Raw genomic sequence first — 21,200 nt, forward strand, 5'->3', positions numbered from 1 at the left:
CTTTTTTTATGGGCGCCGGATGGGCTATTCTCGGGCTCTCCCGCGCCGCCGTCAGAGCCGGGTGTAGAGCAGGGAACCCCTCGATGATCACCAGTAAGCTGCCGAATGTCGGCATCACTATTTTCACGCAGATGTCTCAGCTCGCGGCGCAGACCGGAGCGATCAATCTTTCCCAGGGTTTTCCGGATTTCGATGGTCCGCAGTCGCTGCGCGATGCGGTAGGTCGGCATATTGCCAGTGGGCATAACCAGTATTCACCCATGACCGGTTTGCCGGCACTGCGTCAGCAGATCGCGGCCAAGATCGCCCGCAGCTACGGCGCACAGGTGGATGCCGATACCGAAGTGACCGTGACGCCCGGCGCGACCCAGGCGATCTTCTGCGCGATCCAGGCCGTTATCCACAAGGGTGATGAAGTCATCGTTTTCGATCCGGCTTACGACAGCTACGAGCCGGCAGTGGAACTGGCGGGCGGCCGCTGCGTCCACGTGCAGCTTGGACTGAAAGATTTCTCCATCGATTTCGACAAACTCCGTGCAGCCCTGACGCCGTGCACGCGGATGATCATCCTCAATACTCCGCACAACCCGAGCGGCGCACTGATCAGTCGTGCCGAGCTCGATCAGTTGGCAGCATTGATCCGTGATCGCGATATCTATGTGATCAGCGACGAAGTCTATGAGCACCTGGTATTCGACGGCGTGCCGCACGTCAGCATGCTGGCCCACGAAGAGTTGTATCAGCGTGCCTTCGTGGTCAGCTCGTTCGGCAAGACCTATCACGTCACTGGCTGGAAAACCGGCTATGTCGTCGCACCGCCAGCGCTGACCGCCGAGCTGCGCAAGGTGCACCAGTACGTCAGTTTCTGCGGTGTCACGCCGCTGCAGCACGCATTGGCCGATTACATGGCCGAGCATCCGGAGCACGTTGAAGAGCTGCCGGGTTTCTATCAGGCCAAGCGCGACCTGTTCTGCGACTTGTTGGCGGCGTCGCGATTCACCTTCACCCGCGTGACCGGCACCTATTTCCAACTGGTCGATTACTCGCAGATTCGTCCCGACTTGAATGACGTCGACATGGCGATGTGGATGACCCGAGAACACGGTGTGGCGAGCATCCCGGTGTCGGTGTTCTACCAGAATCCACCGCAAGGCCAGCGCCTGGTGCGGCTGTGCTTTGCCAAACGCGAGGAGACGCTGCGCGAAGCGGCGGCAAAACTATGCGTGATCTGAGTGCGTTGCCCGATCTCAATCTGGCGCTGATCCAGACCAGCCTGGCCTGGCACGACCGTCAGGCCAATCTTGAGCACTTCGATGTGCTGTTGGAGCAGGCCCGAGGGGCAGACCTGATTATTTTGCCGGAGATGTTCACCACCGGCTTCTCGATGGAGTCCGAGACCCTCGCAGAAGCCGAGCATGGCCCGACCAGCAAGTGGATGAAGGCGCAAGCGGCGAAGCTCAATGCGGTGATTACCGGCAGCGTGATCATTCAGGCGGCTGACGGCAGTCATCGCAACCGCCTGCTGTGGGCGCGGCCGGACGGTGAAGTCTGGCATTACGACAAACGCCATCTGTTCCGCATGGCCGGGGAGCACAACCATTACACCCCCGGCGAACGCCAGGTGCAGTTCGAACTCAAGGGCTGGCGCATCCGCCCGCTGATTTGCTACGACCTGCGCTTCCCGGTGTGGAGCCGCGACGCCCAGGACACCGACCTGCTGCTGTACACCGCCAACTGGCCGGGTGCGCGGCGTCTGCACTGGAACCGCTTGCTGCCGGCGCGGGCGATTGAAAACCTGTGCTACGTGGCGGCAGTGAATCGCGTCGGCACTGACGGCAAGGGTTTTGCCTATACCGGCGACAGTCAGGTGCTGGATTTCCAGGGCGAGACGTTGCTGGCGGCGGGGGAGGCGGACGGGGTGTTCAAAGCAGTGCTGGAAGCGGCTGAGCTGGCAGCCTATCGCGAACGTTTTCCGGCGAATCTGGATGCGGATACCTTCGAGTTCACCTGAGGCAGCCGATCGTTCCCACGCTCTGCGTGGGAATGCAGCCCGTGACGCTCCGCATCACTGGACGCGGAGCGTCCCTTGAGGCATTCCCACGCGGAGCATGGGAACGATCGCAAAAAAAGGCCCCGGAGTTCAAACTCCGGGGCCTTTTGCATTTCAGCGGTCGCTTACGCCGCTTTCGCTTCCGGCTGGCTCAACGAGCGGTTCAGTGCGCTGAACAGCGCCTTGAAACTGGCGGTGGTGATATTTTCATCGATACCCACGCCGTGCACTGCACGTTCACCGTTCACTCGCAGCTCGATGTAAGCCGCTGCCTTGGCGTTGGTGCCCGCGCCGATCGCGTGTTCGTTGTAGTCCATGATTTCCACCGGGATCGGCAGGCCGGCCACCAAGGCTTCCAGCGCGCCGTTACCCTTGCCGCGCCAGTGCAGGTTGGTTTCGCCCTGACCCTTGCTCGCCACTTCCACTTCGACGGCGCTGTTGCCGTTCTCTTCCTGCAGGCGATGGCTGACCAGCGCATACGGGGTGTTGGCTTGCAGGTATTCGCTGATCAACAGCGAGTGGATCTGCTTGGCAGTCATCTCCAGACCCAGACGGTCGGTTTCACGCTGCACAACCTGGCTGAATTCGATCTGCATGCGACGCGGCAGGCTGATGTCGTATTCCTGTTCCAGCAGGTAAGCGATACCGCCCTTGCCCGACTGGCTGTTGACGCGGATCACCGCCTCGTAGCTACGGCCGATGTCGGCCGGGTCGATCGGCAAGTACGGCACTTCCCACAGAGTGTCCGGTTTCTGCTGGGCGAAGCCCTTGCGGATGGCGTCCTGGTGCGAACCGGAGAATGCGGTGTGGACCAGGTCGCCGACGTACGGGTGACGTGGGTGTACCTGGATCTGATTGCACTCTTCGACGACTTTGCGCACGCCGTCGATGTCGGAGAAGTCCAGCTCAGGGTTGACGCCTTGGGTGTACATGTTCAGCGCTACGGTGACGAGGTCGACGTTACCGGTACGCTCGCCGTTGCCGAACAGGCAGCCTTCGACGCGATCGGCGCCGGCCATCAGGCCCAGCTCGGTGGCGGCGACGCCGGTGCCACGGTCGTTGTGGGTGTGCAGGCTGATGATCACGCTGTCACGACGGTTGATGTTGCGGCCGAACCACTCGATCTGGTCGGCGTAGATGTTCGGCGTTGCGCACTCAACGGTGGCCGGCAGGTTGAGGATCATCTTGTGCTCAGGCGTCGGGTTCCAGACCTCGATCACCGCGTCACAGACTTCCTTGGCGAATTCCAGCTCGGTGGCGCTGAAGGTTTCCGGCGAGTATTCGAACGTCCACTCGGTGTCCGGCTGCATCGCCGCGTATTTGACGAACAGCTTGGCGGCGTTGACCGCGATGGCCTTGATGCCGTCCTTGTCCTGGTTGAAGACGATGCGACGGAAAGACGGCGAGGTGGCGTTGTACAAGTGAACGATGGCTTTCTTCGCCCCACGCAGGGATTCGAAGGTGCGCTCGATCAAGTCTTCACGGCCCTGGGTCAGCACCTGAATGGTGGTGTCGTCCGGGATGTGGCCTTCTTCGATGAGGGTACGCACGAAGTCGAAGTCGGTTTGCGAAGCGGCCGGGAACGAGGCTTCGATTTCCTTCACGCCCACCTGAACCAGGGTTTTCCAGAAGCGCAGCTTCTTCACCGCGTCCATCGGCTCGATCAACGACTGGTTGCCGTCACGCAGGTCGGAGCTGCACCAGATCGGCGCGGCGTCGATGGTTTTCGACGGCCAGGTGCGATCTGGCAGATTGATGACGGGAAACGCGCGGTATTTCGAAGACGGGTCTTTGAGCATGCTCATCGGGAAATTCCTTATTGTCTGGGCCGAAAAGAGGCGGCCTGCCGGTGTTACGAATGTTCGGGGAACAGCTTGGGACGAGGCGCAGCGATTCAGCCCGGCAGTCGTGCGCTGACGAGGCACAGGCTGCGGTGCTGGCGAAGCTGAATAAGGGTGTGAGAGGTTTTCATGCCTTCAACCCTAACCGCGAGGTGAGAGGATGGCAAGCAGTCGAAAAAAATTGAGAGGAATACTCGAAAAGCGGGGTTCTGCGCGATTTTATTGTGCTTTAGGCGGGCGATCTTTGTGATGTTTGCGCGGGGTTTGATTGGGGCGCAATTGAAGCTGCTGGGGTGTCAGCAGTATTTGCGGTGTGGGATGGGCCGCCTTCGCGAGCAAGCCCGCTCCCACAGTTGATGGTGTTCGCAACACAATTTCAATGTGGGAGGGGGCTTGCTCCCGAAGAGGCCAGTGGCCTCAACACCTATTCAAGGTTGGAACGCGCCAATGAAAATCGCCGGATCCACCCGCGCATCATTCAGGCTGACATTCCAGTGCATGTGCGGGCCGGTCGCACGGCCGGTCATGCCAACCTTGCCGACCACCGCGCCACGGGCCAGTTGATCACCGACCTTCACATCAATCTTCGACATATGGCAGAACATGCTGATAAAGCCCTGCCCATGGTCGACAAACACCGTGTTGCCATTGAAAAAGTAATTGCCGGTGAGGATCACCTTGCCCGCCGCCGGGGTCTTGATCGGCGTACCCGCCGGCACGGCGAAGTCGAGGCCAGCGTGAGGATTGCGCTCTTCACCGTTGAAGAAGCGGCGTACACCGAACTTGCTCGACAGCGGCCCGTTGACCGGTTTGTCCAGCAACAGGTTGCTCGGGGTGTTCGGACTGAAGCTGCGGTAAGCCTTGATCTGCTCGGCCAGTTCGCCCTCGATGCGCTTGAGGTTGGCCGGGTTCGGGTTGACCTGCTGGGTGTTCTTCAGGGTGATGTGCTGTTCCGGGTATTTCTTGTTGCCCACCGTGAACGGCAGATTACGCCCGCCGCTGCTGATTTGCTGACTGCCGGGTTTGACTGTCAGCGGCACGCCGACAATCGCCAGCCAGTTGTTCTGTTCCTTGACCACCAGCACCGGTTTGCCTTGATAGGTGGCTTTTGGCGCCTGCGCGGCAGCGCCCAGATCAACCACCGCCACGCCGCCCGGCACCGGTTTGTTCAGCAGACGGGTGATGTAGCTGTCGGCGTGGGCATTGAAGGTGGTCAAACACAGCAACAGTAACGGAGCGAAAAAACGCGGCATGGATCAGTCCAGTAGAGAAAGGGTGACGGGCGTCAGGTGATTGTCCTCGACGCGCACTTGCAGTTCGCCTTCGCCAAGTCTGGCTTTCAGGCGCTGGCCGGTGTGAGTCTGCGCAGCGTTACGGATCGCCTGGCCGCGCTCATCCAGCAGAATGCTGTAGCCACGACCAAGGGTCGCCAGCGGGCTGACCACGTGCAGCGTCTGCATCTGGCTGTGCAGTTGCAGGCGACGACTTTTCAGGCCTTCGCGCATGGCCCGGGGCAGGCGTTCGGCAAGGCTGTCGAGGCGTTGGCGCAACATTGCCAGTTGGCGTCCCGGGTGCTGGCTGGCGAGGCGGGTTTCCAGACGGATCAGGCGTTCGCGACGGGTATTGAGTTGACGCTCGAACGCCCGGCGCATGCGCATGTCCAGGTCATCCAGACGCTGAGCCTGCTGACGTAGACGCTCGCCGGGGTGACGCAAACGGCGGGAGATGCCTTCCAGGCGCAGACGATCGCGCATCAGACGGTCGCGCATGCGCATCACCAGTCGACGATGCAGGCTTTCGACCCGGCGCACCAGGTCACTGGAGTCCGGGGCCAGCAATTCGGCGGCAGCGGAGGGCGTTGGTGCGCGGACGTCGGCGACGAAATCGCTGATCGACACATCGGTTTCATGCCCGACGGCGCTGACGATCGGCGTGACGCAAGCATCTACCGCACGGGCCACGGCCTCTTCGTTGAAGCACCAGAGATCTTCCAGCGAGCCGCCGCCACGAGCGAGGATCAACGCGTCGAAACCACGGGCATCGGCCAGTTTCAGCGCGCGAACAATTTGCGCGGTGGCTTCGCGGCCCTGCACGGCAGTAGGAATCAACGTCAGTTGCACCTGCGGCGCACGACGGCGGAACACGCTGATGATGTCGCGAATCACCGCGCCGGTTGGCGAACTGATGATGCCGATGCGCTGCGGATGCGCCGGCAGCGGCACTTTGCGTTCGGCGCTGAACAGGCCTTCGGCGCTGAGCTTTTCCTTAAGCGCATCGAAGGCCAGGCGCAGCGCGCCGTCACCGGCAGGCTCCACGGTGTCGAGAATCAACTGATAGTCGCCACGCCCTTCGAACAGCGAGACCTTGCCGCGTACTTTTACCGCCAGGCCATCCTTCAACGCCTGACGCACTCGCGCCGCATTGTTGCGGAACAACGCGCAACGCACCTGCGCACCGCTGTCCTTGAGGGTGAAATACACGTGGCCGGACGCCGGGCGAGCGAGGTTGGAGATTTCGCCTTCGACCCAGATGTTGCTGAACACGTCTTCGAGCAACACCCGCGCGCGGCCGTTGAGCTGGCTGACGGTCAGGACTTCACGGTCAAGGCCGAGCCTTGAAAAGGGATCTTTAATCATGGGGCGCAGTTTAAGGGCATTCGCCTGCCAATCACCATGACCCAACACAAAACCCCTTGTGGGAGCGGGCTTGCTCGCGAAGGCGGAGTGTCAGGCAATTCAAGTTTCGACTGACATACCTCCTTCGCGAGCAAGCCCGCTCCCACAGGGTTTTGTGAACATATTGATGAAGTGGTGGACCAGTGGCGTGGGGTTTTGCCGGTAGGCGAGGGCGACCGTGCTTTGGCAATCGGGATCGCTCAGCGCCAGAAATCGTACGCCGCCGGGCGCAATGTCCTGCATCGATTCGGGCAGCAGGGCGATGCCGAATCCAGCCTGGATCAGTTGCAGTTGGGTGGTCTTTCGCGACATCACCCGCGCCGCTTTGGGGAAGAAACCCTGGCGCATGCACAGGTCGGCACACAGATAGCTGAGTCCGCCGCGCTGTGGATGCGGAATCGAAATGAACGGCTCGTCTCTCAGTTGCGCCAGTTCGACCGAGGCTGAATCGGCCAGGCGATGACCGGCCGGCACCGCCAACAACAGGCGCTCGGTGAATAAAGGCTCCACCTGAATGCCTTCACGCTGACGCAATACCGGCAGACGCAACAGACCAATGTCGAGACGACCTTGCGCCAGTTCCTCAAGCTGCGCCTCGGAGGACAGCTTGCCGATGTCCAGCGACACGCCATTCTGCTGATCAAGATATGTGCTGATCCGGCGTAATAAATGTCCGCTGATCGACACGGTGCTGGAATGGCTCAGGCGCAACGTGCCAAGTTGGCCGTTGCCGACTTCGGTCGCCATTGCGCTGGCTTTGCTCAGTTCATTGAGCAGGTTTCTGGCTCGCGGTAAAAACGCCTCGCCTGCGGCCGTGAGCCGAGGCTGGCGCGCGGTGCGTTCGAACAGTGGCGTTTGCAGGCGGGTTTCCATGTCCTTGATCTGCCGGCTCAGGGCCGATTGCGCGATGAACAGGCGTTCAGCGGCAGCACTGAAGCTGCCGCACTCGGCAATTTCCACGAAGTAGCGCAGTTGACGGGTCGAGAGCACCTGATATGCCTTTTCGAGATGAGTAAGTGGCTTTGAGCATATTAGTCGCAACGCTCGGCGCTGGCTAAAGTCATCTCAGGCTTATAAAGGAAGTGAATCGATGAATGTGCTGGGATTGTTGAACGAGTGGTCGTGGGGCGCGGGCGGCTGGGCGGTGATCGGCTTGGGCATCGCGCTGGCCTATGTCGTTTTCGGGATTGCCGGATTCGGTACGGCGCTGGTCGCGGGGCCGATTCTGATTCTGTTCATGCCGTTGTCGAAGATTGTGCCGTTGTTGGTGCTGCTGGATTTCGTCGCGGCGTTCGGCAATCTGCTGCCCTCGCGGCGGGACGTGGCCAAACCCGAGCTGTTGCGGCTGCTGCCCTGCATGGCGGTGGGGTGCACATTGGGGGTGATTTTCCTGCTTAACCTCCAATCCGATCTGTTGTTGCTGTTGATGGGGTTGTTCATCAGCGCTTATGCGGTTTATAGCCTGTGGGTGAAAACCCGGCCGACGCAGTTGTCCGCCGGGTGGGCGCTGCCGATGGGCACGGTGGGCGGGCTATTCGGTGCGCTGTTTGGCAGTGGCGGCTTCTTGTATGCGATCTATCTCAACAGCCGCTTGCCGAAGGACGCGGCCCGGGCCACACAAAGTGCGTTGATCAGTTGCAGCACGGTGGTGCGTTTGAGCCTGTTCGCTATCGCCGGGGTGTATGCCGAGCTACCCTTGTTGATGCTGGCGCTGTGTCTGTTGCCGGCCATGGCGCTGGGGTTGTGGATCGGGCGGCGGCTGACCATGAAGTTGTCGCGCGAGGCGTTTGTGCGACTGGTGACGTGGCTGGTGCTGGCCAGCGGGATTGCGCTGATCGGGCGCTATCTCAGCACTTGACCGGATTTCGTCAGGGATTAAGCTGCCGGCCTTCAGGGCCTCTTCGCGAGCAAGTCGAATCGTCGCACCGTCGCTCCCACATTGGAATACAGTTCCCTGTGGGAGTGAGCTTGCTCGCGAAGGCGTCAGAAGCCATACCGCAGGACTTTCCATGAATTCGCAAAGCATCATCGTCCCGAAAATCTCCACCCTGCCGGTCCACGAACCCCGGGCCCGGGCGATCGTGCGCTGGCTGGTGCGCAAGAACATCATCGAAGAAGAGTTGACCACCTGCGGCCGCACCGGCAACCGCATGGGGCATGCGATTGCCGATGGCGCGCGCGCGGTGGTGCTGCACCCCGAGGCGTTGCCGTTCGGTGAACCGATCAACGGCCTGGAGATCATCGTCAAGCGCTGCATCTATACCCCGGCCAAGGGGTTTCTCGAAGAAGCCGGTTGCGCCGAGTGCCGCCGCGAAGTCGGTGAAGCGTTGTTCGAGAGCCTGGAAGACTGGATGCCCGGGCGCACCGACAACTTCACCTGCCCTGAATGCGGGCATGAAGACGACATCAACGGCTTTCTGTACTTGCAGGAATGTGCGTTTTCCAACCTGGGTTTTATCTTCAACAACTGGCTGGAGGCCGGGTTCAAGCAGAGCTTTATCGATGAGTTTGCTGATTGGCTCGATCAACCTGTCTCGTGGGTCAAGGTAGAGCTGTAGAGGCGGGGATTCCCGTACATCAGTAACATTGATATTAAGCTGAGTTTTACGTTGAACAGCAGGGGGTGTCTGACTATAATGGCGCGCTTCCATTTTCCCGCTCGGGAGCCCCCGCGATGCTGCGTATCAGCCAAGAAGCTCTGACATTCGACGACATTCTCCTAGTGCCTGGTTATTCCGAGGTGCTTCCTAACGAAGTCAGTCTCAAGACCCGCCTTACCCGTGGCATCGAGCTGAATATTCCACTGGTTTCCGCTGCCATGGACACCGTCACTGAAGCCCGTCTGGCAATTGCCATGGCTCAGGAAGGTGGTATCGGTATCATCCACAAGAACATGACCATCGAGCAGCAAGCTGCCGAAGTCCGCAAGGTCAAGAAGTTCGAAGCCGGCGTCGTCAAGGATCCGATCACCATCGAGGCTGACGCCACGGTTCGTGATCTGTTCGACCTGACCCGCATGCACAACATTTCCGGCGTTCCGGTGCTGCACGATGGCGACCTGGTCGGCATCGTCACTTCCCGTGACGTGCGCTTCGAAACCCGCCTGGATGCCACCGTACGTGAAGTGATGACGCCTAAAGAGCGTCTGGTCACCGTACGTGAAGGCGCCAACAAGAACGAAGTCCGCGAACTGCTGCACAAGCACCGCCTGGAAAAAGTTCTGATCGTCGACGACAAGTTTGCCCTCAAAGGCATGATGACCGTCAAAGACATCGAAAAAGCCAAAGCCTACCCGCTGGCCAGCAAGGACGATCAAGGTCGTCTGCGTGTTGGTGCAGCAGTCGGTACCGGTAAAGACACCGGTGACCGCGTTGCCGCTCTGGTCAATGCCGGTGTGGACGTGGTGGTGGTCGACACCGCGCACGGTCACTCCAAAGGCGTGATCGACCGCGTTCGCTGGGTCAAAGAGAATTTTCCTGAAGTGCAGGTGATCGGCGGCAACATCGCCACCGGCGCAGCTGCCAAGGCCCTGGCCGAAGCCGGCGCCGACGCGGTCAAGGTCGGTATCGGCCCTGGCTCGATCTGCACCACCCGTATCGTCGCCGGTGTCGGCGTGCCGCAAATCAGTGCCATCGCCAACGTTGCTGCTGCCCTCGAAGGCACCGGCGTTCCGTTGATCGCCGACGGCGGTATCCGTTTCTCCGGTGACCTGTCCAAGGCCATCGTGGCCGGTGCGTCCTGCGTGATGATGGGCTCGATGTTCGCCGGTACTGAAGAAGCGCCGGGTGAAATCGAACTGTTCCAGGGCCGTTCGTACAAGGCTTATCGCGGCATGGGCTCGCTGGGCGCCATGTCCCAGGCTCAAGGGTCTTCCGATCGTTACTTCCAGGATTCCTCGGCAGGCGCCGAGAAGCTTGTACCTGAAGGGATCGAAGGCCGTGTGCCGTACAAAGGCACCCTGAGCGCGATCATTCACCAGTTGATGGGCGGTCTGCGTTCCTCGATGGGCTACACCGGTAGCGCCAACATCGAAGAAATGCGCACCAAGCCTGAGTTCGTGCGGATCACCGGTGCCGGTATGGCCGAATCCCACGTACACGACGTGCAGATCACCAAAGAAGCGCCAAACTACCGCGTAGGTTAAGCCTTCAAGCAAATCATCAAGCAACCGGGGCTGTTTTATTCAGCCCCGAGTTGTTTCTGAATCACGACTGTTTCTGAATTACTTAAGACGAGACTGAATCATGGCCCTCGACATTCACGCTCACCGCATCCTGATCCTCGACTTCGGTTCGCAATACACCCAACTGATCGCTCGCCGCGTGCGCGAAATCGGTGTGTACTGCGAACTGCACCCGTTCGACATGGACGAAGATGCGATCCGCGAATTCGCACCTAAAGGCGTCATCCTCGCCGGCGGCCCCGAGTCCGTGCACGAAGCCAACAGCCCGCGTTGCCCGCAAGCCGTCTTCGATCTTGGCGTGCCGGTTTTCGGTATCTGCTACGGCATGCAGACCATGGCCGAGCAACTGGGTGGCAAGGTTGAAGGTTCCGAGCTGCGTGAGTTCGGTTACGCCCGCGTTGACGTGGTCGGCAAGAGCCGCCTGCTCGACGGCATCGAAGACCACATCGACGCTGACGGCCTGTTCGGTCTCGACGTATGGATGAGCCACGGTGACAAGGTCACCAAGATGCCGGAAGACTTCCACATCCTGGCCAGCACCCCGAGCTGCCCGATCGCCGGCATGTTCAACGACGATCGCGCTTACTACGGCGTGCAGTTCCACCCGGAAGTGACCCACACCAAGCAGGGTGGTCGCATCCTGTCGCGCTTCGTGCTCGATATCTGTGGCTGTGAAGCCCTGTGGACGCCGTCGAAGATCGCCGAAGACGCCATCGCCAACATCCGCGCACAAGTCGGCACCGACAACGTGCTGCTGGGCCTGTCCGGCGGCGTTGACTCATCGGTGGTTGCGGCGCTGCTGCACAAGGCCATCGGCGATCAACTGACCTGCGTGTTCGTCGACAACGGCCTGCTGCGCCTGCACGAAGGTGAGCAAGTGATGGCCATGTTCGCCGAGAACATGGGCGTCAAGGTGATCCGCGCCAACGCTGAAGATCAGTTCCTGGACAACCTGGCCGGCGAAGCCGACCCGGAGAAGAAGCGCAAGATCATCGGTCGCACCTTCATCGACGTATTCGATGCCCAGTCGAACAAACTGGAAAACATCAAGTACCTCGCTCAGGGCACCATTTACCCGGACGTGATCGAGTCGGCTGGCGCGAAAAGCGGCAAGGCCCACGTGATCAAATCGCACCACAACGTGGGCGGTTTGCCGGAAGAGATGAACCTGAAACTGGTCGAGCCACTGCGCGAACTGTTCAAGGACGAAGTCCGTCGTCTGGGCCTGGAACTGGGCCTGCCGTACGACATGGTCTACCGTCACCCGTTCCCGGGCCCGGGCCTGGGCGTGCGCATCCTCGGTGAAGTGAAAAAGGAATACGCCGACCTGCTGCGTCGCGCTGACCACATCTTCATCGAAGAACTGCGTAAAGCCGACTGGTACCACAAAGTCAGCCAGGCTTTCGTGGTATTCCAGCCAGTGAAATCGGTTGGCGTGGTCGGCGATGGCCGTCGTTACGCCTGGGTCGTTGCCCTGCGTGCCGTGGAAACCATCGACTTCATGACCGCACGTTGGGCGCACCTGCCTTACGAACTGCTGGAAACCGTTTCCGGCCGTATCATCAATGAAATCGAAGGTATCTCGCGCGTCACTTACGACGTGTCGAGCAAGCCGCCGGCGACGATTGAGTGGGAGTGATCCTGCGCAAGCCGTAAAGGCTTGATCGCTGCAACCGAAAGCCGTGTGAAATCCGTTTCACACGGCTTTTCTGTTTTTGCGTTACAGCGGTTTTGACCACCCGCCCAGTTGCATGCCCATGTCATCCAGTGCTTGTAACAGCGCTTTCATGCTGGGGTAACGTTTGCCGCTGACCGAAGGCCAGCTCGGGCGTTCGATGTAGAAGCGTGTCCCGTCATTTTCAATGAGGGTGCGCACCAGTTCTTTACTGCGGCTGCGATGGACGATAAATGTCATGTGGGGTTGTTGCTTCAAGGAATACATGCCGTAGCGAGGCAGCAGCTTTTCGAAATCCGCCATGGTCTGCGCAGTCCAGGGCGTTTCGATTTGCAGGCGCAGATCGCCCCTGACCAGTGCCGAACGATCATTTACGCTACCGCCCAACGGCAGGACTTTCCCGGGGTCGACGTCTATTGCGCGCGAAGTCCCTTCGGGAACATCCTCGACGCGAATGCCGATGGCCTCTTCCAGCTCGCTGACGCCGGCAACCCCCTCGAAGTTGTTGGCGTGCGAGTTGCCCATCAACGCTACCCATTTGTGTGCGCCGCGTGCGGACTGGTCCGCGCGGATCATCAAGCGCGCGAAGTAATTCATCATTTTCTGGCGAGCCGTCTCATCGATGGAAGGCAGGTCCATCCCGTTGAGCCGATAACTCGCCATGCAATCGATGGCTTGCACATGGATTCCCTGCTTTCTGGCTTCCTTGACCAGTTCCAGAAACGTGTAGCGCTCCAGCGGGTCGGTCATATTGCCGACATCGAGCGCCTTGAGATAAGCCTCGAGTTTTTCCGGCATGCTACCGGTCTGAAAGAACTCATCCAGTGCGGCTTGATGGAAGTCCGTCAGCAAATGCTCCATGTACAGACTTTTCACCTGTTTGCTGGCCAGCAACTGCATGTTCTCGATCAACCATTGCTTGCTGCCGATGGCGGTATGGCTCTCGCCGATCACCAGGCCGCGGGCATGCTCGAGGATTTTTTCGATGATCTCTTCGGCTGTCGCATCTTCAGCCAAGGTTGGTACGGGAGGGCGTTCGGGCAGGTGCAAGGTGCTGAAAAAGTCCAGCGCGTCGCGATACAGGCGTTTACGAATGGCCTTGAATTCGCGGTAGGCATCGAAACCGTTCAGGCTGTCGTAATAGTCACGCAATGCCTCATCGTTCAGTCCGGCCGCGCCTTCCTCCAGATGTACTTTGAGGGGGGCAGGTACGTCATATTGCGAGGCGGGCAGGGAGGGCAGCGGGCTACGGCTGCTCGAACCGGCCAGCGCCGAAGGTTTGCCACCGCCGCTGAGTCCTGCGCGGGGCATGGTTTCCCATTCACCCTGCGGATTCAGGCGGACCGGGATCGAGCGAGTGAAGCCTTGGGGTTGCTCGGGATGGATGACAGCCCAGTGTCCTGTTCCGTTGATGTCGGTTTCGTAGCGTACGTAATAGGCGCTGTCATCGATAGAGATGGCGGTCGAAGGATTCGAGTCGAGCAGATAAATGCCCTGGAGTTTGCCTGGCCCGCTCACGGGAGCAATCCCGTCCAGTAATTCGTTGGCCTGCCAGCTCAGCGGAATGACCGGGTGCGCATTGTCTTCCAGCAATGTTGCAGCACTGGTCGCAGGCCAGCCCATCGGCTTCAGGCCTTTTTCGACAAGCGCCTGTTTCAACTCGTCCAGCGTGTCCACGGTCAGCGACTCATGGGCCGGGGCAAGCGGTGTATCCAGATTGAGCCGGCCGCCGGGCGTCATTCTGATCGCGCTGTCGGCCATGTGGCGCTCGGCATTGCGGTAGACCACCAGCAAACTGCTGCGATAGCGCTGAAAAGTGAACATCCCCGGTTCTGGCAAAAGCGCTCGCAGATTCTGCGGGGTGCGGTACGCCCACGGCGTTTCCACTTGCACCTGCCAGTCGCCCTTGATCAGATTCTGAATGCTGTCCGGATCGCTCAGGCCACCGGCAATCTCTTCGACCGGGGAGTCGGGGTAATCGGCATATTCCACCGCCAGGCCAGGGTCGGAGCCGATGGCCTGTGCCTGCCCCGGCGTCACATCATCGATACGTATGCTCAAGGCGTCGGTCTGTTCGCGGATACCCTGATAACCGCGGAAGGTGCTCATGTTTTCCTGATTGACCAGCGCAACCCATTTGCCTGGGCCATTGAGTTCCTGATCAAAGCGGATGACCTCGGCGGCGAAAAAGCTTCTGCTCATCTGCTGATTGGGGAACGGATGCAGCGGATCCTTATTGATGTTGTAGGTGGTGGACAGATCGAGGGACTGTACCCGGATGCGCTCGGCGTTGGCGGTTTTGACCAGGGCCATGAGGTTGAATCTGCCATCCGGGTCGTTGCCGGCCCTGAAGTCGATTCGGGTCAGGTAGCTTTGCAGTTCCTCGGACATCTCTCCGGTGCGGGCGAAAGCATCCAGATCCAGTTGGTTGACGTTGGCCAACAACTCTTGCAGATACAGGGTTTTCACGCCGTTGCGAGCGAGGTTGGGCATGTCTTCAATGAGCAGTTGCTTACTGCCGACGCTGCCCCGGCTTTCGCCGATGACCAACCCGGGTTTCTCCGTCAATGCGGCCTCGAACAGATCGGTCACGGACGCGACGGGCGTTTGTGTAATGACCGGTGGGCGGGGTACGGGCGGGTGCAGTTCGTACCAGGCGTTGGCATCATTGATCAGCGTTGCACGGGGTTGTTCCTGCGCCAGATCGAATTCGCTGAAAGAGACCACCGCGTCGTCTGCGGCGGGCATCAGCGCACTGCCAGCGCCGTTTTCTGGCTGGACTACGCTGTGCATGTCGATGCCGCCCAGCGTCCAGGCTCGGCGAAACTGGCCTTGCAGATCCGGGCCGCCGAGTGCCCAGGCACGCATGGCCGGATCATCGAGGCCGGGAACATGGATGCCCGGCGCCGGTGCCCAGGTTTCGCCGGTGGCTTCGCTTGCTTGACCTGCTCCCGCGATCATTGGCGTATCAACACCGCCGCGAAGCCCCAGCCTGGGCGCAACTTCCCAGGCACCCGCAGCGTTCAACCGTACAGGGATCGAACCGGAGAAGGCTTCGGGGCGGGTCGGATCGATGATTGCCCAAGTGCCACGACCATTGAGATTTTCCTCAAAACGCACGAAGTAGGCGTTATCGCCGAGGGTGATCGCGGACGAGGGATTGGAGGCGAGTCGATGGATGCCACGGAGTTTCCCGGGCTCGCTGATCAATGTGTCCGCGCCCAATGTCTGCTTGATCCTGAAGGACTCCGGTATCTCTGAGCCAGCCGTCTGCGGTGCCGGCAGATCATTCGGGGCGGGTGACGCCTGGATCGTCGGTGGTGCGCTTTCAGATTGATTGCCCTCAATCAGGTCGGCCATCTCCGTCGCTTCGGCCGCATCAATTTCGGGACCGACTTCGACCAACGATCCCGGGCCTTTGAGCACCAGCAGGTTGAACAGCATGTCGATGCCGCTGAGTACGGCACCGAGGATCCCGGCCTTGCGCTCGGCGGCGGTTTTGCCATGGACCGCCTGATCGATGTTCAGCCCCATGTTGGCAATACTGGCGCCGATTACCGGCAATGCGATTGGCCAGCCCACCACCGCCATTGGCCCGAACACCTTGACCCCGGCGCTGAGGTAGCCGATCCACAGGCTCTTGCGCAGATCGCCATTGGAGGTCAGGGAAAGGCTGGCCTCGGCGAACATCGCCGCCTGCGTCGAGTCGCTCAGCCAGGTGAACGCGTCGCCGCTGACCGTGCGGTTGTGCTGATTGATCATGGAATGGTCGTAGCGGCCCCACGTTGCCACCAGACGATTCATCAGATCGCCAAGGTCATCGTTGATCTGCTGCCGGTCACTCAGCGAGAAGTGCGCAAGGAATGTCTCGCGCGCAGCGGGTTTGTTCATCCGTTGCAACATCCGGAAGTGCAGGTCGGTGGCGGTTTCCAGGACCTGGAAGGCATTGCTTTCGCCGGGCAGGTAGAGGATCTGCCGGCCCTTGGGCGCGACGAAACGCAGGACGTTGATAGCCGCGTAACCGGCAAGATCCAGCGTGCGCACGCTGTTCGGGCAACGGTGTTGTGCCTGCAGCATTTGCAGGCTCACTGGCCAGGTCAGCGGGCCGATCACCGCTTGCGTGACGAACAGGAAGTCCTCGTCGCTCAACTGACGTTTGTCCCGCGCCTGTACCGCGTTGATCAGGAAATTGCACTTGGCCAGGGTGCGAAAATCGCCGCCGCTGGTGTTCCAGAAGTCGCGCAGTTGGGCGTCGTACAGCGAGCTGAAGTCGATGCTCCAGAACTCCTTGAGCACGTCGTTGCCGTGCAGGCGCACTTCATTGCTGTCGTCGAAGGTACGGGCGTCGGGACCTGCGCTGTAGAAACCGGCATACACGTCGAGCAGGTCGGCGTTGTCCTGATCGGCGACGCGAAAGCGGTGAGTCACCAGTTGGGTCAGCGTCATGCTCGAGGTGGGTGTGGCGTGTACATGTTCCCAACCGGTGAAGGCTTTCGTGCTGCTTTGCGAGGCGTCGAAACGGTGGAAATACACCTGATCCGGATCGAGTCCGCGGACGCGGTATTTCTTCAGCAAATCGCTGGCGACTTGTCGGGCAGCGTCCTGCAGGCTCGGGCAGGTCTGGATGACGGTGGCGGCAATAGCCTTGAGCGCAGCCTTGTCTGTGGCGTTGGGCAGTGGGTTTGGCATGTGGGTGAACTCTCGGTCCTTGAGAAAACGTGTGGTACAGGGTGACCCGGCTGCTCGATGCATGTGCACTACATAGTTATGTCACCTGGTCAGTCGAAATCGTGTACGCGCGAGGTGCAACTGCGTCCTTGTGCCGCGCCGGCCTTACTGTTTCGCAATTGCAGGTGTATCGTATTTGCCTTTTGCGGGCAGCCAGCCCGATGCATACGAGAGGTAGTTGAGTTCATGTCCTTTACCCGTCGCCAAATCCTCGGTGGCCTGGCCGGTCTTGTTGTCGTTGGTGTCGGGGCGGGAGGCGCGTCGCGCTACTGGCTGGGCAAGATGGCCGACGCTGACGCAGGCCACGACTACGAGCTGATCGCTGCGCCGCTGGACGTGGAACTGGTGCCGGGGCACAAGACCGAGGCCTGGGCGTTCGGCCCTTCGGCACCGGGCACCGAATTGCGCGTGCGTCAGGGTGAATGGCTGCGGGTGCGCTTCATCAACCATCTGCCGGTGGCGACCACCATCCACTGGCACGGCATTCGTCTGCCGCTGGAGATGGACGGCGTGCCGTACGTCTCGCAATTGCCGGTATTGCCCGGCGAATACTTCGATTACAAATTCCGCGTGCCGGATGCCGGCAGCTACTGGTATCACCCGCATGTCAGCAGCAGCGAAGAGCTGGGGCGCGGACTGGTCGGGCCGTTGATCGTCGAAGAGCGCGAACCGACCGGGTTCAAGTACGAAAAGACCCTGAGCCTGAAGAATTGGCACATCGACGATGAAGGTAACTTCGTCGAATTCAGCATCCCCCGGGAAGCGGCGCGTGGCGGCACGGCGGGGCGTCTTTCGACCATCAACGGCGTACCGACGCCGGTGATTGAATTGCCGGCCGGGCAGATCACTCGGGTGCGCCTGCTCAACCTCGACAACACCCTGACTTATCGCATCAACATTCCCGGTGTCGAAGCGATGATCTACGCACTGGACGGCACCCCGGTCGAGCCGCGGCCGCTGGGCAAGGAATACTGGCTGGGCCCGGGCATGCGCATTTGTCTGGCGATCAAGGCCCCGCCGGCCGGTGAAGAGTTGTCGCTGCGTAACGGCCCGGTGCGTTTGGGGACTTTGCGCTCGGTGGCCAATAACGATGCGCCGACCGAGTGGCCGAAAGCCTTGCCCGCGAACCCGGTGGCCGAGCCGGATCTGGCGAATGCCGAGAAACTCAACTTCAATTTCGAATGGGTCGGCTCGGTGTCGGTCAACGTCGACAATGGCAAGCCGCCGAGCCTGTGGCAGATCAACGGCAAGGCCTGGGACATCACCGACAAGACCTGCGCCGATCGGCCGATCGCCAGCCTGAAACTCGGCCAGAGCTACATTTTCGAATTGAAGAACATGACCCAGTACCAACACCCGATCCACCTGCACGGTATGAGTTTCAAGGTGATTGCGTCGAACCGGCACAAAGTCATTCCGTACTTCACCGACACCTATCTGCTGGGCAAGAACGAGCGTGCGCAAGTGGCGCTGGTGGCGGATAACCCGGGGGTGTGGATGTTCCACTGTCACGTGATCGACCATATGGAAACCGGCCTGATGGCCGCCATCGAGGTGAAGTGATGCGCCAGATTCGCCCCGCTGCGATCATCGACCGCAGCCGTGACCGTGACTTCATGCGCGAAGCCCTGGTCCTCGCCGCACAAGGCGCAGCGCTTGGCGAAGTGCCGGTGGGTGCGGTGTTGGTGCAGGACGGCGAGATCATCGGTCGCGGCTTCAACTGTCCGATCAGTGGCAGCGACCCGAGCGCACATGCGGAAATGGTCGCGATTCGTGCGGCCGCCCAAGCGCTAAACAATTATCGGCTGCCGGGCAGCACGCTGTATGTGACGCTGGAACCGTGCAGCATGTGTGCCGGGCTGATCGTGCATTCGCGGGTGGCGCGCGTGGTGTATGGCGCGCTGGAGCCGAAAGCGGGGATTGTGCAGAGTCAGGGGCAGTTTTTCACCCAGGGCTTTTTGAATCACCGGGTGCTGTATGAAGGCGGAGTGCTGGCGCAGGAGTGCGGGGCGGTGTTGACCGAGTTCTTCCGCGCCCGAAGAGCAAAAAGCCCCTCACCCTAACCCTCTCCCAGAGGGAGAGGGGACTGACCGAGCTGGATGGGCTAAGTCCGTCGACCTGAGATACCGAGTCGAACTCAAGTTTTGAAAAGCTCAATGATCAGCTCCCTCTCCTTGGGGAGAGGGCTGGGGTGAGGGGTGGGCTCACCGCGGTGTTTGAGGGATTGGATTACTTCTTCGCGACAATCACCGCGCGCATCGGCGCCGGCAACCCTTCGATGGTTTTGCTGTGATCTTCCGGATCAAGGAAATCACTTAGCGACTGATACTTCATCCATTCAGTGCCGCGTTGTTCTTCAATCGTCGTGGTGCTCACATCCACGCAACGAATATCGCTGAACCCGGCCCGACGCAGCCACAACTCCAGCGCCGGCACCGACGGCAGGAACCACACGTTGCGCATCTGCGCATAACGGTCTTCCGGCACCAGCACCTGATGCTTGTCACCTTCGACCACCAGGGTTTCCAGCACCAGTTCGCCGCCCTTGACCAGGCAGTCCTTGAGCGCCAGTAAATGCTCGATCGGCGAACGGCGGTGGTAGAACACGCCCATCGAGAACACCGTGTCGAAACCTTCGAGGTTCGGCGGCAGGTCTTCGAACGGGAACGGCAGGTGCCAGGCATTCGGTTCGGACAGGTAACGCTGCACCGCCTGGAACTGGCAGAAGAACAGCCAGTTCGGATCGACGCCGATCACGCTGTCAGCGCCGGCACCGAGCATGCGCCACATGTAGTAACCGTTGCCGCAACCGACATCGAGAATGCGTTTGCCTTTCAGATCCAGATGCGGTGCCACTCGCGACCACTTCCAGTCCGAGCGCCATTCGGTGTCGACGTGCACGCCGAACAGGTCGAACGGGCCTTTGCGCCACGGCGACAGGCCCATCAGCGCGGTGCGCATTTGGGTGCGGGTGTCGTCGTCGCACTCGGTGTCGAGTTTCAGGCCATTGAGCAGATCGATTTCACTCGGCTGGATCTTCGGCAGCGCGTCCAGCGCACTTTGCCAGCGCTCGAGATCGCCATGGCCCTTCTCCATTTTCTTGTCGAGTTGCACTTGCAGGGTGTTGGCCCATTCGGCCAGCGGCGTACCGGCCAGACGGCGGGCGAGGGGGGACAGATCAATCATGGCAAGGCAATCAACGAGGCAAAGTTAAGACACTGGAACCACGGCACGACTTTCGAGAACCCGGCGGCCAGCAGGCGTTCCCGGTGTTCTTCGAGGCTGTCGGGCTTCATGACGTTTTCGATGGCGCTGCGCTTCTGGGCAATTTCCAGTTCGCTGTAGCCGTTGGCGCGTTTGAACGCGACGTGCAGATCGGTGAGCAGCGCGTGTTCTTCGGCATCGTTGAAGCGCAGTTTTTCCGAGAGGATCAGCGCGCCACCGGGCAGCAGCGATTGACGGATGCGCGACAGCAGTGCGGTGCGCTGCTCCGGGGCGATGAATTGCAAAGTGAAGTTCAGCGCCACCACCGAGGCTGGTTTGAAGTCGAGCGCGAGGATGTCGCCTTCGATCACTTCGACCGGCAGCAACTCCTGAAACATCGAGTCCTGACCATTGAGGTATTCGCGGCAGCGCTCGACCATCGCTGCGGAGTTATCCACCGCGATCACCCGGCAACCGTCGGTGCGCACGTGGCGACGCAGGGCCTGAGTCACTGCGCCGAGCGAAGCGCCGAGGTCATAGAGCACGCTGTTCGGCTGGGCGAATTGCGCCGCCAGCACACCGAGGTTTTCGACGATGGTCGGGTAACCCGGCACCGAGCGCTTGATCATATCCGGGAACACCCGCACCACGTCCTCGTTGAAGGCGAAGTCGGGTACCTGGGCCAAAGGCTTGGCGAAAATGCGATCGGGTTCTTTGCTCACGGCGGTTCCGGCGGTGTCGGTGGAAAAGGCCGGCATTTTAGCCAAACTGGAGCTGGGATGCTTGGGTTGTCTGATAAAGCGTGAAGCAGATGAGGAAAATGGATGGCCTGGCCCAAGATGAG

At 60.5% G+C, this 21,200-nt stretch carries 15 protein-coding genes; 8 read left to right on the forward strand and 7 right to left on the reverse strand.

Features of this window, described 5'->3' with window-relative positions; all coding sequences use genetic code 11:
* Positions 1 to 83 precede the first annotated feature (83 nt).
* Positions 84 to 1,232, forward strand: a complete 1,149-nt coding sequence (locus tag PseAD21_RS20180) for a pyridoxal phosphate-dependent aminotransferase (protein WP_102357338.1) — start codon at positions 84 to 86, stop codon at positions 1,230 to 1,232.
* The gene (locus PseAD21_RS20185) at positions 1,220 to 2,011 is read left to right on the forward strand and encodes an amidohydrolase (protein WP_102357360.1); all 792 of its coding nucleotides are present in this window, start codon (positions 1,220 to 1,222) and stop codon (positions 2,009 to 2,011) included. The genes PseAD21_RS20180 and PseAD21_RS20185 overlap by 13 nt, the downstream gene beginning before the upstream one ends.
* A 164-nt stretch (positions 2,012 to 2,175) precedes the next feature.
* Here the strand turns inward: PseAD21_RS20185 and leuA are convergent, their stop codons facing one another.
* From leuA to PseAD21_RS20210, 4 genes are all read right to left on the reverse strand, one after another.
* Positions 2,176 to 3,855, reverse strand: a complete 1,680-nt coding sequence (gene leuA, locus PseAD21_RS20190) for a 2-isopropylmalate synthase (RefSeq protein ID WP_102357339.1) — start codon at positions 3,853 to 3,855, stop codon at positions 2,176 to 2,178.
* A gap of 464 nt (positions 3,856 to 4,319) precedes the next feature.
* Positions 4,320 to 5,144, reverse strand: coding sequence for a peptidoglycan DD-metalloendopeptidase family protein (locus PseAD21_RS20200; protein ID WP_102357340.1), 825 nt, complete (start codon positions 5,142 to 5,144; stop codon positions 4,320 to 4,322).
* A gap of 3 nt (positions 5,145 to 5,147) precedes the next feature.
* The gene (gene xseA / locus PseAD21_RS20205; RefSeq protein ID WP_102357341.1) at positions 5,148 to 6,527 is read right to left on the reverse strand and encodes an exodeoxyribonuclease VII large subunit; all 1,380 of its coding nucleotides are present in this window, start codon (positions 6,525 to 6,527) and stop codon (positions 5,148 to 5,150) included.
* A gap of 99 nt (positions 6,528 to 6,626) precedes the next feature.
* On the reverse strand, positions 6,627 to 7,556 hold the full coding sequence (locus PseAD21_RS20210; protein ID WP_102357342.1) for a LysR family transcriptional regulator: 930 nt from the start codon (positions 7,554 to 7,556) through the stop codon (positions 6,627 to 6,629).
* A 100-nt stretch (positions 7,557 to 7,656) separates the two neighbouring features.
* Between PseAD21_RS20210 and PseAD21_RS20215 the strand changes: the two genes are divergently transcribed.
* The 4 genes from PseAD21_RS20215 to guaA all read left to right on the forward strand — a co-directional run bounded on the left by PseAD21_RS20215 (position 7,657) and on the right by guaA (position 12,388).
* Entirely contained in the window at positions 7,657 to 8,424 is a 768-nt protein-coding gene (locus PseAD21_RS20215) for a sulfite exporter TauE/SafE family protein (RefSeq protein ID WP_102357343.1), read from the forward strand.
* Positions 8,425 to 8,575: 151 nt separating this feature from the next.
* Entirely contained in the window at positions 8,576 to 9,124 is a 549-nt protein-coding gene (locus tag PseAD21_RS20220) for a hypothetical protein (protein ID WP_025109205.1), read from the forward strand.
* A gap of 116 nt (positions 9,125 to 9,240) precedes the next feature.
* The gene (gene guaB, locus PseAD21_RS20225) at positions 9,241 to 10,710 is read left to right on the forward strand and encodes an IMP dehydrogenase (RefSeq protein ID WP_025109204.1); all 1,470 of its coding nucleotides are present in this window, start codon (positions 9,241 to 9,243) and stop codon (positions 10,708 to 10,710) included.
* 100 nt (positions 10,711 to 10,810) lie between these two features.
* Positions 10,811 to 12,388, forward strand: coding sequence for a glutamine-hydrolyzing GMP synthase (gene guaA, locus PseAD21_RS20230; protein WP_102357344.1), 1,578 nt, complete (start codon positions 10,811 to 10,813; stop codon positions 12,386 to 12,388).
* A gap of 81 nt (positions 12,389 to 12,469) precedes the next feature.
* On the opposite strand, the gene PseAD21_RS20235 is transcribed toward guaA, so the two are convergent.
* Complete coding sequence (locus PseAD21_RS20235; protein WP_102357346.1) at positions 12,470 to 17,113, reverse strand: membrane-targeted effector domain-containing toxin; 4,644 nt, start codon at positions 17,111 to 17,113, stop codon at positions 12,470 to 12,472.
* Positions 17,114 to 17,338: 225 nt separating this feature from the next.
* Here PseAD21_RS20235 and PseAD21_RS20240 point away from each other — a divergent pair, with 225 nt between their 5' ends.
* Both PseAD21_RS20240 and tadA read left to right on the forward strand, forming a co-directional pair.
* Entirely contained in the window at positions 17,339 to 18,715 is a 1,377-nt protein-coding gene (locus tag PseAD21_RS20240) for a multicopper oxidase family protein (RefSeq protein WP_102357347.1), read from the forward strand.
* Positions 18,715 to 19,215, forward strand: a complete 501-nt coding sequence (tadA, locus tag PseAD21_RS20245) for a tRNA adenosine(34) deaminase TadA (RefSeq protein WP_102357349.1) — start codon at positions 18,715 to 18,717, stop codon at positions 19,213 to 19,215. The genes PseAD21_RS20240 and tadA overlap by 1 nt, the downstream gene beginning before the upstream one ends.
* Before the next feature lie 166 nt (positions 19,216 to 19,381).
* On the opposite strand, the gene cmoB is transcribed toward tadA, so the two are convergent.
* Complete coding sequence (cmoB, locus tag PseAD21_RS20250; RefSeq protein WP_102357350.1) at positions 19,382 to 20,338, reverse strand: tRNA 5-methoxyuridine(34)/uridine 5-oxyacetic acid(34) synthase CmoB; 957 nt, start codon at positions 20,336 to 20,338, stop codon at positions 19,382 to 19,384.
* Entirely contained in the window at positions 20,335 to 21,114 is a 780-nt protein-coding gene (gene cmoA, locus PseAD21_RS20255) for a carboxy-S-adenosyl-L-methionine synthase CmoA (RefSeq protein WP_178082147.1), read from the reverse strand. Before cmoA ends, cmoB begins: the two co-directional genes overlap by 4 nt.
* Positions 21,115 to 21,200 lie beyond the last annotated feature (86 nt).

This window comes from Pseudomonas sp. AD21 (assembly GCF_002878485.1).
GTDB lineage: Bacteria > Pseudomonadota > Gammaproteobacteria > Pseudomonadales > Pseudomonadaceae > Aquipseudomonas.

Excerpts from the sequence above, each read along its gene's own strand:
- PseAD21_RS20180 (WP_102357338.1), top strand. The coding sequence starts at position 84 with ATGATCACCAGTAAGCTGCCGAATGTCGGCATCACTATTTTCACGCAG.
- PseAD21_RS20185 (WP_102357360.1), top strand. The coding sequence starts at position 1,220 with ATGCGTGATCTGAGTGCGTTGCCCGATCTCAATCTGGCGCTGATCCAG.
- leuA (WP_102357339.1), bottom strand. The coding sequence starts at position 3,855 with ATGAGCATGCTCAAAGACCCGTCTTCGAAATACCGCGCGTTTCCCGTC.
- PseAD21_RS20200 (WP_102357340.1), bottom strand. The coding sequence starts at position 5,144 with ATGCCGCGTTTTTTCGCTCCGTTACTGTTGCTGTGTTTGACCACCTTC.
- xseA (WP_102357341.1), bottom strand. The coding sequence starts at position 6,527 with ATGATTAAAGATCCCTTTTCAAGGCTCGGCCTTGACCGTGAAGTCCTG.
- PseAD21_RS20215 (WP_102357343.1), top strand. The coding sequence starts at position 7,657 with ATGAATGTGCTGGGATTGTTGAACGAGTGGTCGTGGGGCGCGGGCGGC.
- PseAD21_RS20220 (WP_025109205.1), top strand. The coding sequence starts at position 8,576 with ATGAATTCGCAAAGCATCATCGTCCCGAAAATCTCCACCCTGCCGGTC.
- guaB (WP_025109204.1), top strand. The coding sequence starts at position 9,241 with ATGCTGCGTATCAGCCAAGAAGCTCTGACATTCGACGACATTCTCCTA.
- guaA (WP_102357344.1), top strand. The coding sequence starts at position 10,811 with ATGGCCCTCGACATTCACGCTCACCGCATCCTGATCCTCGACTTCGGT.
- PseAD21_RS20235 (WP_102357346.1), bottom strand. The coding sequence starts at position 17,113 with ATGCCAAACCCACTGCCCAACGCCACAGACAAGGCTGCGCTCAAGGCT.
- PseAD21_RS20240 (WP_102357347.1), top strand. The coding sequence starts at position 17,339 with ATGTCCTTTACCCGTCGCCAAATCCTCGGTGGCCTGGCCGGTCTTGTT.
- tadA (WP_102357349.1), top strand. The coding sequence starts at position 18,715 with ATGCGCCAGATTCGCCCCGCTGCGATCATCGACCGCAGCCGTGACCGT.
- cmoB (WP_102357350.1), bottom strand. The coding sequence starts at position 20,338 with ATGATTGATCTGTCCCCCCTCGCCCGCCGTCTGGCCGGTACGCCGCTG.
- cmoA (WP_178082147.1), bottom strand. The coding sequence starts at position 21,114 with ATGCCGGCCTTTTCCACCGACACCGCCGGAACCGCCGTGAGCAAAGAA.